General features: G+C 59.4%; 8 protein-coding genes and 1 riboswitch. Of the genes, 3 read left to right on the top strand and 5 right to left on the bottom strand.

Annotation, left to right across the window (positions count from 1 at the left end; all coding sequences use genetic code 11):
- Window positions 1-64 precede the first annotated feature (64 nt).
- The gene (gene rpsT / locus NW818_RS02045) at window positions 65-394 is read right to left on the bottom strand and encodes a 30S ribosomal protein S20 (RefSeq protein ID WP_414331315.1); all 330 of its coding nucleotides are present in this window, start codon (window positions 392-394) and stop codon (window positions 65-67) included.
- 87 nt (window positions 395-481) lie between these two features.
- Between rpsT and NW818_RS02040 the strand changes: the two genes are divergently transcribed.
- Window positions 482-1,846, top strand: a complete 1,365-nt coding sequence (locus NW818_RS02040; RefSeq protein ID WP_414423709.1) for a CRTAC1 family protein — start codon at window positions 482-484, stop codon at window positions 1,844-1,846.
- On the opposite strand, the gene moaA is transcribed toward NW818_RS02040, so the two are convergent.
- Both moaA and NW818_RS02030 read right to left on the bottom strand, forming a co-directional pair.
- Window positions 1,843-2,820 (bottom strand): GTP 3',8-cyclase MoaA, encoded by a 978-nt coding sequence (moaA, locus tag NW818_RS02035; protein WP_414423708.1) that lies wholly within the window; start codon window positions 2,818-2,820, stop codon window positions 1,843-1,845. The genes NW818_RS02040 and moaA overlap by 4 nt on opposite strands.
- 197 nt (window positions 2,821-3,017) lie before the next feature.
- Window positions 3,018-4,925, bottom strand: coding sequence for a cation:proton antiporter (locus NW818_RS02030; RefSeq protein ID WP_414423707.1), 1,908 nt, complete (start codon window positions 4,923-4,925; stop codon window positions 3,018-3,020).
- Between the two features lie 246 nt (window positions 4,926-5,171).
- A riboswitch (Glutamine riboswitch) is annotated at window positions 5,172-5,270 on the top strand.
- A gap of 86 nt (window positions 5,271-5,356) precedes the next feature.
- Between NW818_RS02030 and NW818_RS02025 the strand changes: the two genes are divergently transcribed.
- Complete coding sequence (locus NW818_RS02025) at window positions 5,357-5,809, top strand: DUF4278 domain-containing protein (protein WP_011434342.1); 453 nt, start codon at window positions 5,357-5,359, stop codon at window positions 5,807-5,809.
- Between the two features lie 248 nt (window positions 5,810-6,057).
- On the opposite strand, the gene glnA is transcribed toward NW818_RS02025, so the two are convergent.
- The gene (gene glnA / locus NW818_RS02020) at window positions 6,058-7,482 is read right to left on the bottom strand and encodes a type I glutamate--ammonia ligase (RefSeq protein WP_414342228.1); all 1,425 of its coding nucleotides are present in this window, start codon (window positions 7,480-7,482) and stop codon (window positions 6,058-6,060) included.
- Between the two features lie 467 nt (window positions 7,483-7,949).
- Here glnA and trxB point away from each other — a divergent pair, with 467 nt between their 5' ends.
- Complete coding sequence (gene trxB / locus NW818_RS02015) at window positions 7,950-9,380, top strand: thioredoxin-disulfide reductase (protein WP_414423706.1); 1,431 nt, start codon at window positions 7,950-7,952, stop codon at window positions 9,378-9,380.
- A gap of 86 nt (window positions 9,381-9,466) precedes the next feature.
- Here trxB and purL read toward each other — a convergent pair whose 3' ends face one another.
- Window positions 9,467-11,782: a phosphoribosylformylglycinamidine synthase subunit PurL gene (purL, locus tag NW818_RS02010; protein WP_414423710.1), complete on the bottom strand. Its 2,316-nt coding sequence runs from the start codon at window positions 11,780-11,782 to the stop codon at window positions 9,467-9,469.
- Window positions 11,783-11,802 lie beyond the last annotated feature (20 nt).

The following is an 11,802-nucleotide window of genomic DNA, read 5'->3' as shown; positions in this document are numbered from 1 at the left end:
CGGGGCTCCTGCGATTTCTAGCTGAAATCCCGCACAAGCACCACTTCCGAAGCAGCAGGAGAAGTCAATCACGCCCACCCAAAGCCTCAGCCTGGGATTTTTCCGAGGAAGCCACAGATAGCTTCACAATCCGGGCCAGCCGAGCCTTACGACGAGCGGCTGTGTTTTTGTGCAGGACGCCGGTTTTGGCAGCTTTATCAATGCGGCTGAAAGCAGCACTCATCGCCGCCTGGATTTCCTGCAGAGTTTCTTGCTGTGGGTTGGCGGCATAGGCAGTTGAGAGGGAGATCACTTTCTTCATCAGAGCGCGCACCATGGCTTTGGTGGCTTTATTGCGCAGCCGATTCCGCTCTGCGATCTGAACGCGCTTGATGGCAGATTTGATGCGTGGCATGGTTGAAGGGGAAGTTCCAGCGAAGATCCAGCATACCATCAGAGCTGGAAGCTCCACCAGTTCCTATTGTTCTCCGATGGGATCCCCATGTTCCAAGATTGCAGCTCGCAGATCCGCTTTAACCCACCTGCCCTTTTCTACGGGGTTGCCGCTTGCGATTTGGATCGGGATGGGGCCTTTGAGCTGTTTGTGTGCGGGTTCCGCGGCTCGAATCGAGTCTTGAAGTGGGATGGGCAAGCCCTGGTGGATCAAGCAGACGACACCCTGGCCGATGCAGGGCGCATGGCAATTGGGGTGGCTGCTGCCGACTTTGACGGGGACGGGCAGGAAGAACTTTATGTCTTGAACACCGATACCTTCGGCGGGCGCAAGCGCTTTGGGGATCGCCTCTTCGACTGGCAGGGATCCGCCTGGGTGGACCTGTTCTCCCTGCCGCAAAACCAAGATGCCCTCAACTTGACGGCAGGTCGCTCTGTAGCTTGTGTGGATCGTCTTGGCCAGGGGAGCTATGGATTTTTCGTAGCCAACTACGGCGGCCCTATGCGCCTCTACGAGTTGGGCCCTAACCAAATGATCGCCGATGTGGCGCCAGAAGCGAGACTCAATCGGGTGACGGGCGGGCGGGGGTTGGTGGCCGTGCCCTTGGTCTCGCAGCGGATGGACATTTTTGCCGTCAATGAGCAGGGACCTAACTTTCTGTTTCGCAACCGGGGAGATGGCACCTTTGAAGAGATTGCCGCTGAGGTGGGCCTGGCGGATCCGGACGAGCACGGACGTGGCGTGGCGGCGGTGGATCTGGATGGGGATGGACGGCTGGATTTGCTCTACGGCAACTGGGAAGGCCCCCATCGCCTCTGGATCCAGACCCCCAGCGGTTTTTTTAAGGATGTAGCCCCCCCTGAGCTGGCCAGGCCCTCTCGCATTCGCACGGTCATTGCTGCCGACTTCGACAACGACGGCTACCCAGAGCTGTTTTTCAACAACATCGGCGAGCCCAACCGTCTGTTTGCTTGGCGCTCCGGCCGTTGGCAAGCCATCGACATTGGAGATGCTGCCGAGCCGCAGGGATTGGGGACAGGAGCAGCGGTGGCCGATGTGGATGGGGATGGTCGTCTGGAATTGTTGATTGCCCATGGGGAGTCTGGCGCCCAGCCTCTCAGCTTCTATCGCTCTCAGGCCAATGCCAACAACTGGCTGAGGGTTCTGCCCCTCACCCGCCAGGGAGCCCCGGCCCGCGGCGCGTTGGTAAGGCTGCTCACCTCCACCCGTACCCAGATCCAGGCCATCGACGCCGGCAGCGGCTACCTCTGTCAGATGGAGCCGGTGGCCCACTTTGGCCTGGGATCCGAAACAGGGGTCAAGGAAATCCAGATCCAGTGGCCGGATGGGAAACAGTTGCAGGTGGCCCACCCACCGGTCAACCAGCTTTTGCGGATCCCTTATCCCCGCTAGCCGCCAATCTGAGACATGGTGCGCCGGTAGGATCCCTGGCTGCCGGTGTCCCGTCCTTTGAAGTTGATGTCCGGCTTGATGTCCAGCAGTTCTCGCACCTGCTGTCTTAGCCTTTCGGCAGGGATCCCAGCTCGCAGCAGATCCCGCAGGTTGATTTGGCCGGATTCGTTGAGCAGGCAAGGGCGCAGCCAACCGTCGCTGGATAGCCGCATGCGGTTGCATCGATCACAAAAGCACTCCGACATCTGGCTGATAAAGCCCAAGGTGCCTTTTGCCCCCGGGATTCGAAACACATCCGCCGGCCCATTGCCGGCCACAAACCCAGGTTCCAGGCCAAAGCGAGCGCGAATTCGCTGTCGCAGCACCTCAGACTCCACCCAGCCGGCCTGCTGAAAGAGGGCGGCATTGCCAATGGGCATAAACTCGATGAAGCGCACATGCCATTGTCGCTCCAGAGTAAGGGCAGCCAGATCTTCCACTTCCGATTCGTTGAGCCCAGGGATCACCACCACATTCAACTTGAGGGGATCGAACCCCACTTGGTGGGCAACTTGGATCCCGGCCCAGACCTGCCGCCAGCGATCCCGCCCCGTGATCAGTCGAAAGGTCTCGGGGTTGAGGGAATCAAAGCTGATGTTGATGCGGCGCAACCCCGCTTCATAGAGGAGTTGAGCTTTTTGGCTGAGGTTGAAGCCGTTGGTGGTAAGGGCCACATCTCTCACCCCAGGCAGGCTGCATAGAGCCCGGATGAGGTGCTCCAGCCCCGGCCTGAGCAGGGGTTCGCCGCCGGTGAGGCGAAAGCAATCGATCCCCAACGGCAAAAACACCTCTCGAACCAACGTGAGGATTTCCTCATCCGTTAAACGCTCTGGGGCTTGCAGCCACGTCAACTCCGCCTCGTCAGGCATGCAGTACTGGCAGCGGAAATTGCAGCGATCGATCAAGCTGATGCGCAGATAGTTAACGGTCGGCATGGCAACCTAGGCCAGAAACAGATGGGGCACCCCTCCCCCAAGGTGCCGAGCAACGCCGGGGACCCTTTCCGTTGCCTCTGGAAAACCTCCCAGCGTCTCCATCCGCAAAGGCAGCGGGGGAACTGTCCCGAGGCTTGCAACTTGCAGTGGCCACACCTCCAGTTTGCAGGATACTACGAAGATTGAGGTGCAAATCTCTACTCGGCAGAGCCAGGGATCCCTGCCCATTCGGGTTGAACAGGCCGCTGCCAGCGTTCCCACCAGGCCAGCACAGACTCAGGTGGGTGGCTGTCGTGGCTGCCGTTGGCATTGGCGGGGAGGGGGGGAGAGGGAGGTGGGGCCGGCGGTGTCAGCCAACTGACAGGCGCAGGGATCAGACAACTGGGGTGGAGAGGGCGCAGATCGCGGTAGTGGCTGCTGCGAATGGCCAGGATCTCCTGCTGAATGATGTCTGGGGGTTCTCCCAATTCCAGCAACACATGGCTGCACAGACCCAAGCTGGCCTCGAATTCGGGATGGACGACTTCTCTGGCCCCCAACTGATAGAGCTGTTCGATGTCTTCCTTGTCGGTAGCTCGCACCACCACATCCAATTGCGGCGCCAACTCCAGAGCTCGTTTTAGGCAGAGGCGGATGCTCATGCGATCCGGCAGGGCAATGACCAGAGCGCGGGCCTGGGGCAGGCAAGCTTTCTCCAGCACCAAGGCGCTGGCGGCATTCCCATACAAGTAAGGGATCCCACGGGAACGCAGGTGTTGGATCACCCGTTCTGATTGATCAATGACCAAGAGGGGGTGACGACGGGCTTCCAGAATGCGCACAATGTCTTGCCCCACCTGCCCATAGCCGCACACCACCACGTGCCCCTGTTGAGGAGCATCGGGGGCCAAAGCGCGGGGCCGCTCGCCCGATTCCAACCAGCGGGCCAAGAAGGGGATCCCGTGTAGCCCGGAAAACAGTCGAGGAGCGCCCCTCAGCAGAAAGGGAGTGAGCAGAAGGGTAACGGCTGTGGTGCTGACAATCAACAAATAGATCTGCCGCGACACCAATCCCAAAGCCTGCCCCTCGCTGGCCAGCACAAAGGAGAATTCGCCGATTTGCGATAGGCCCAGCCCCACCACCACCGCTGCCGGCAGAGTGTAACCAAACAGCCGCGCCAAGGGAGCCACGATGCAAAACTTGCCCACCATCACCAGACCCACCAGCCCCAGGATCAGCAACAGATGGCCGAGGATAAAGCTGGGATCGATGAGCATGCCGATGGCCGCAAAAAAGAGAGCAGCAAACACATCTCGCAAAGGCTCTACATAGTCCAGGGTTTGGTCGGCGTACTCCACCTCCGAGATCATCAGACCGGCAATGAAAGCCCCAATCTCGCTGGAAATGCCCAGCCGCTCCGTCAACAGGGCAATCCCCACGCAGAGGCTGATCACCCCCAGCAGAAACACCTCTTTGCTCTCCTGCTGAGCCAGCAGACGCAGGAAACCGGGAACCAGCCAAATCCCGCCTACCACCGCCCCCAGCCCCACCAAGCCGATTTCTGCCAAGGCCCTGGCCAGGGATCCCGCCAGCTCCGGCAAGGGACAATCCAAAGCCGGCAACACCGCCAGCATCAGCCCCACCGCCAAGTCCTGCACAATCAGGATCCCCAGCATGGCCTGGGCTTGGGGAGTGCCCATTTGGTTGGTCTCAGTGAGACTTTTCAGCACCACGGCAGTCGAGGACAAGGAGAGCACGGCCCCCAAAAAGATCCCTTGCACCGGCGTCAACCAGCTGCTGACCACCGCCAGCACCGCCGTGATCAAAATCGTCAGGCCAATTTGCAAAATGCCTCCGCCAAAGGCGATCCCCCGCACTTTGCGCAATTCTTTCAGGGAAAACTCCACCCCCAAGGTGAACAGCAAAAAGGTCACCCCAAACTGGGCCAAGGTTTCCACCTGAACCAACTCTTTGATCCACCCCAACCCGGTTGGCCCCACCAAGATCCCGGCCAGTAAGTAGCCGAGCAACACCGGCTGCCTCAGCAGCGAAGCCAAGAATCCACCTGCTGCCGCTGCCGCCAATACCGTCACAATGTCCAAAATCAGACGAAAGTCTTCCTGCACAGGGCACTCACCGAGGAATGTGAACTTTTGTAGCCAATCCTGAGGATTCTTCCACGATAATGCTTCCTCTGGCATCTCGGACAGAGTGGAGAACCTGGCCCCAAGCCCTGCACCTTACTTCCCCCAGGGATCCCGGCTGACTAGTCCCGATTAGAGGAAGCTGGCCAGAAACTCAGTGGAAATTTTTGTTAAAAGTTGCTGACAACACCCCAAAACCGTAGCTTATAATACAGAATGTAGATAGAAATCGTTCATCCTCTCGCGTGCTGGGCGGCTCGTTAATGTAGGTAGAGCGACATCACGGCCAGAGGACGGAAGTAGGGAGATATCCCGAAGGAACGCGCCTCAACTCTTCTGGTAACCGTGTGGCTTCTCTTGTCTCTCAGGAGAAGGCGAACGGATGAAAACTCAACTCATTGGAGGCGAAGATCATGGCACTCTTTTACCGTGGCGTCGATTACACCCCCTCTTCTGCAACTGCAGCGGTTTCTCCCGGCAAAGTGGGGGGTCGTTACCGGGGGCTGGACTGGCGGTTCCGCCACCTGAGCAAGCCGGTGGTTTTGCCCACCAACCTTGACCTGCTCTATCGGGGTGTTGCTCATCATCTCAAGGCGGCCGAAGGGCCGGCTCAACCCGTTCAGACGGCAGAGGCATCTGCCCCGGTGGCTGCCAATGGCCGTTCTCATGTCTTGGATGAGCTGTCTCGCCGCTTGATGATGAGCCATCAACGCTTGATTCGGATTCGCCAGCAATCCATGCTGCTCCGCGGTACAGAGCAGATTGGCCTGCATGTCAACGTGCGCAACTTCTGGAACCGCATCCAAGGAAAAGTGCATCCCACCTTTCGGCTCAACTACGACCGTAGCCGTGTCAGCATGAGCTGATCTGCCCGTAACTGTTGATGCTCTGGCCTGAGCTCAGCGAGAAGGGATCCCGGCTGGGGATCCCCTTTTGGTTTCTGGGTTGAGCTTCCTCAGGTCGATGGACGGCACAGGACGCTTCAACGCTGGCACGAGGTGCTGTTGACCAAAAGTAGCTAAGTTGCCCAAGGGATCCACAATTGAGGGGTGCTATTTCCTCGGAAAAAAACGGGATCCCATCAGGGATCCCGCTGCAGAATCGGCCACACCGCTTAGGCGTCGAAGTAAAGGGCGAACTCGTAGGGGTGAGGCCGCAGATTGATGGGGTTGATCTCGTTGTCGATCTTGTACTCGATGTAGGTCTGGATCAGATCCTCAGTAAAGACACCGCCCTCTAGCAAGAAGGCATGATCCTTCTGCAAGCTTTCCAGAGCATCCAGCAGGGATCCGGGTGTGGAAGGGATCTTGGCCAGCTCTTCCGGCTCCAGATCGTAGATATCTTTGTCCAGAGGCTCGCCGGGGTGGATCTTATTCTTGATCCCGTCCAGGCCAGCCATCAACATGGCCGAGAAGGCGATGTAGGGATTGCAGGTGGCATCCGGGCAGCGGAACTCCAGACGCTTGGCCTTGGGATTGTTGCCGGTCACGGGAATGCGAATGGCAGCGGAACGGTTGCCCTGGGAGTAAGCCAGGTTCACCGGCGCCTCAAAACCGGGCACCAAGCGCTTGTAGGAGTTGGTGGTGGGGTTGGTGAAGGCCAGGATCGCCGGGGCATGCTTGAGCAGGCCACCGATGTAGTAGAGAGCTGTCTCGCTCAGGTTGGCATAGGTGCCTTCGCTGTAGAACAGGGGCTGGCCATCCTTCCAGAGGGACTGGTGGGTGTGCATGCCAGTGCCGTTGTCGTTAAATAGGGGCTTGGGCATGAAGGTGACGGTTTTGCCGTGCTTGCGGGCCACGTTCCGGATCACGTATTTGTAAACCATCATGTAGTCGGCAGCCGTGATCAGATCGGCAAAGCGATAGCCCAACTCCCCTTGCCCGCCGGTAGCCACCTCGTGGTGATGCTTCTCGATGGGCACTCCCAACTTGCCCATGGTCAGCAGCATCTCGGTGCGGATGTTTTGATGGGCATCGGTGGGCGGGGCCGGGAAATAGCCCTCTTTGTAGCGAGGCTTGTAGCCCAGGTTGCCACCTTTCTCCTCGCGGCCCGAGTTCCAGCGACCTTCGATGGAATCCACGAAGTAGTAGGCCGAGTTTTGGGTTTGGTCGAAGCGAACATCCTCAAAAATGAAAAACTCCGCCTCCGGCCCGAAGTAAGCCGTATCGGCAATGCCCGTCGATTGCAGATAGGCAACGGCACGGGCGGCAAGGCTGCGGGGACAACGGCTATAGGGCTGGCCGGTGCGCGGCTCAACAATGCTGCAAGTTATGCTGAGGGTGGGCACCTCCAGAAAGGGATCGATCCAAGCCGTTTTGGGATCCGGCACCATGTACATGTCCGACTCGTTGATCGCTTTCCAGCCCCGGATACTGGATCCGTCAAAGGGAAGCCCCTCGGTGAAGGTTTCTTCCTTGATCATCGAGGTGTGGAAGGAAACATGCTGCCAGGTGCCAAAGATATCCACAAACTTGAGATCCACTATCTGGACGTTGTTGTCCTGGATCATCTGAAGCACTTCTTGGGGCGTGGATGCCATTACTCTCTCCTGATTGGGTTGCGGTTAAGACTGGGGGAACTGTGGCTGAAACAAATGGGATCCCAGCAGGTGATCCCCACGCTTCGACCCAGACAGGCCAAAAACGCTCACTCATCCTAGAAAGGCCAACACGGGTATTTTGTAGTTTCTGATACAAAATTCATTTGAGCTCCGCTTTCTGACCAAGACCAAATTGCTGGCCATCTCAGACACCTCTTTTCCTTCTGGCTTGGGTCAACCGGGATTGGGTGTTGGGGATCCAGAACTTGAGCAATGGCCGCCACCCTGCCAACCTCTGGGCAGAAATAACCGGATGGGGCGGGCAAAACCCTGCCCCGGTTGCCTGAGGCGAGCGAAAATTAGGATCAGCAGGCCCCCAGCTCGACCGGTTCGCCAAGGGGTGTTAAGCTAAAGCGTAGTCATTATGAGTTTGGCTTTTATTCCCATTGCAGAAGGAGAGACATCGGATGACAGAGCAAAGTCGGGTTGAGAATGTGGTGATTATCGGCTCCGGCCCTGCTGGGTTTACAGCAGCCATTTACGCTGGGCGTGCCAACCTGAAGCCGGTTGTGTTTGAGGGGTTCCAGGCGGGCGGGATCCCGGGCGGGCAACTGATGACCACCACCGAGGTGGAGAACTTTCCGGGCTTTCCCGAAGGCATCACCGGCCCCCAACTGATGAAGAACATGCGGGCTCAAGCGCAGCGGTGGGGGGCAGAACTTTACACCGAAGATGTCACCTTTGTGGATTTAAGCCAGCGGCCCTTTGTCGTCCGTTCTGACGAGCGGGAATTGCGCACCCACAGCCTGATCATCGCCACCGGGGCCACAGCCAAGCGCCTACACCTGCCGGGGGAGGAGACCTACTGGAACCGGGGCATGTCAGCTTGTGCTGTCTGCGATGGGGCTATGCCCATGTTCAGAGGGGTGGAATTGGTGGTGATCGGCGGCGGCGATACTGCCTGTGAGGAGGCCACCTACCTGACCAAGTTTGGATCCCACGTGCACATGCTGGTGCGCAGCGACAAAATGCGGGCCAGCAAGGCCATGCAGGATCGTGTTCTCAACAACCCCAAGATCACTGTGCACTGGAACACCGAGGCGGTGGAAGTGATGGGCGACGGCCTGCGCCTGACCGGGGTGAAAGTGCGGAACAACCAAACCGGCGAAATACGCGAGATGTCAGTGGGTGGCCTATTTTATGCCATTGGCCACAAGCCCAACACCGACTTGTTCAAAGGACAACTGGAACTGGATGAAATCGGCTACATCGTCACCCGCCCGGGATCCGTGGCCACCAGTGTGGAGGGGGTGTTTGCCGCCGGCGACGTGCAGGATCACGAGTTTCGTCAGGCGATTACCGCTGCCGGCACTGGCTGTATGGCGGCCATGTTGGCAGAGCGCTGGCTCTCGGAACACGGCTTGGCCCAGGAGTATCACGTCCTTCCCCAAAGCCATCCTGAACCCAGCCCTGCTGCGACTTCTGCGGCAGAGTCTGCTAGGGATCCTGCTGTTGAGGAGGCCAGCTTTGAGGAGAATGGACAGGATGACTTAGACTTCAGCAAGACTTGCCATGAGGGGAGCTATGCCCTGCGGCGACTCTACCACGAAAGCGATCGCCTGCTCATGGTCAAGTACACCGCCCCCACCTGTGCCCCTTGTCATGCCCTCAAGCCGATCTTGAACAAGATCATCGATGAGTTCTCGGACAAGCTGCACGTGGTGGAGATCGATATTGAGAAAGATCCGGAGATTGCAGAGGCAGGGGGGGTGGCGGGCACCCCGACGGTGCAATTTTTCAAAAACAAGACGCTGGTGGCCCAGTTGGTGGGCGTTAAGCCCAAGTCCCAATATCGAGAGGTGATCCAGGCCAATTTGTGTGAGGAAAAATCCCCCTAAGGATGTTTTCCTCTCCAACCTCTGGCCCCTCTCCCCAAGGGAGAAGGGAGCTGGGCGCAGAAAACGGTTTCCCAACCGAGGCTCAGCTAGTCCGAAAAGGCACCGTGGTAGGCGGCCTGCATGGCTGCCAAAGACACCACCAGTAAGGGATCCTCTTCTGCCGTCCTTAAGAGCAGGGGATCCGCAGGGGATCCCACCTCTCCCAAAAGCTGCCACTGGCCGGCAAGCTGCGCTTCTAAGTAGGCTTCCCAAGCAGAGCGCTGGGCCGGATCCACAGAAACCAGGATGCGGCTGGATCCCTCGCCAAACAGGGCCTGATCCCAGCGCAAGGATCCAGGAGCCAGGGAGAGGGTTGCGCCGCGGCCTCCGCTCAAGCAGGCTTCTGCCAAAGCCACAGCCAATCCCCCCTCGCTGCAGTCGTGGGCAGAGCGCACCCAGCCCTGGCGGATTCCATGGCGACAGGCAGCTTGCACCCGCTTTTCCAATTCCAGATCCACTGGCGCGGGCCGGCCCGTAACTTGCTGGTGGATGACCGCCAAATACTCGCTGCCCCCCAAGCTGGTGAGGGCCTGGGATCCCAGGAGGTAAATGAGATCCCCTTCTTGCTGCCACCCCTGGCCACAGATGCATTTCAAGTCGGGAATAAGACCCACCATGCCAACGACAGGGGTAGGGTAGATAGCCTGCGATCCCTGGGGGGTGAGGGTCTCGTTGTAGAGAGAAACGTTTCCCCCCGTTACCGGCGTACCGAGGGCACGGCAGGCATCTCCAATCCCCCGACAGGCCAGGGCCAGCTGCCAGTACACCACCGGGTTTTCGGGATTGCCAAAGTTAAGGTTATCGGTAACAGCTAGGGGATCGGCCCCCACACAGGTGAGGTTGCGGGCAGCTTCCGCCACGGCTGCCTTGGCCCCCTCGTAGGGATCCAAATACACCCAGCGGCCATTGCCATCCAGGGTAGCAGCGATGGCCTTGCGGGAAGCTCGCAGGGGCGGCACCTCGCCCACGCCAAACTTTTGGGAACGGATGCGGATAACCGCCGCATCTCCCTGGCCCGGCCAAAGGACGGTGTTGTTTTGCACCTGGTGGTCGTATTGGCGATAGATCCAGGCTTTGCTGGCCAGGGTGGGGCTGGCCAAAAGCTGCAGCAGCACCTCTTTCCATGCCAGCGTTGCCTGAGCGAGGTGGATCCCCTGGCAATCACAAGGGGGTAGAGTGGCGGGATCCCATTGCCACGCTGCCTGCACGTAGGCTGGCGGCTCTGGCAACACCGGACGGACATAGACGGGGGTGTCTTCGGCCAAAGCCCGCACCGGCACCTGCACCACGCAGGATCCCTGGTGCCAGATCTCCACCAGCGGCTCGGCAATGACTTCCCCGGCCACACTAGCTTGCAAACCCCAGCGGTGGAAGATCTCCATCACCTCCGCCTCGCGGCCTTTTTGCACCACCAGCAGCATCCGCTCCTGGGATTCCGAGAGCAGGTATTCCCAGGCAGCCATGCCGCTTTCCCGCGCCGGCACTCGATCCAGATCCAGCCGGATGCCTACCCCTCCCTTGGCGGCCATTTCCGAAGTGGAGCAGGTGAGGCCAGCCGCCCCCATGTCTTGGGCCGCCACCACGGCTCCCGTGGCAAAAGCTTCTAGACAGGCCTCGATGAGACATTTGCCCAGGAAGGGATCCCCCACCTGCACTGCCGGCCGATCCTGCTGCGCATCCTCCTTGAGCTCGGCGCTGGCAAAGCTGGCGCCGCGGATGCCATCCCGCCCGGTGGTGGCGCCCACGTACAAGACCGGGTTCCCCACCCCCCGCGCTGCCGATTTCACCACTGCCGGCGTCTCCAGCAGCCCCAGGGCCATGACGTTGACCAAGGGATTGCCGCTGTAGCAGGGATCCACCGCCACTTCTCCCCCCACTGTGGGTACCCCGACACAGTTGCCGTAGTGGGCAATGCCCTCCACCACCCTGGCCATCAAGCGGCGGTTGCGGGGATCGGTTAGCGGCCCAAAGCGCAGCGAGTTAAGCAGGGCAATGGGACGGGCGCCCAGGGTAAAGATATCCCGCAGGATCCCTCCCACGCCGGTAGCTGCCCCCTGGAAGGGCTCCACTGCCGAAGGATGGTTGTGGGACTCGATCTTAAACGCCAGCCAATCCCCCTCCCCCAGATCCACTACGCCGGCATTTTCCCCCGGCCCCACCACTACCCGCTCGCCCGTGGTGGGAAAGTTTTTCAGCAGAGGGCGGGAGTTTTTGTAGCAGCAGTGCTCTGACCACATCACCCCAAACATGGCCAGCTCGTTGGGGTTGGGATCCCGGCCCAGCTGCTGCTGGATCTGTTGATATTCCGCCGGGGAAAGGCCGTGGGCTTTTAAGTCTTCGAGAGTATAGGGCATAGTGCTGATACATTTACGCTGAACACTGC

This window comes from Synechococcus sp. R6-5 (assembly GCF_047461775.1).
Taxonomy (GTDB): domain Bacteria; phylum Cyanobacteriota; class Cyanobacteriia; order Thermostichales; family Thermostichaceae; genus Thermostichus.
Note: the sequence above shows the minus strand (reverse complement) of the source record. Positions and strands in the feature narration are given on the sequence as shown.

Coding starts and splice junctions, on each gene's coding strand:
- rpsT (WP_414331315.1), bottom strand. CDS start 394: ATGCCACGCATCAAATCTGCCATCAAGCGCGTTCAGATCGCAGAGCGG.
- trxB (WP_414423706.1), top strand. CDS start 7,950: ATGACAGAGCAAAGTCGGGTTGAGAATGTGGTGATTATCGGCTCCGGC.
- glnA (WP_414342228.1), bottom strand. CDS start 7,482: ATGGCATCCACGCCCCAAGAAGTGCTTCAGATGATCCAGGACAACAAC.
- NW818_RS02025 (WP_011434342.1), top strand. CDS start 5,357: ATGGCACTCTTTTACCGTGGCGTCGATTACACCCCCTCTTCTGCAACT.
- moaA (WP_414423708.1), bottom strand. CDS start 2,820: ATGCCGACCGTTAACTATCTGCGCATCAGCTTGATCGATCGCTGCAAT.
- NW818_RS02040 (WP_414423709.1), top strand. CDS start 482: ATGTTCCAAGATTGCAGCTCGCAGATCCGCTTTAACCCACCTGCCCTT.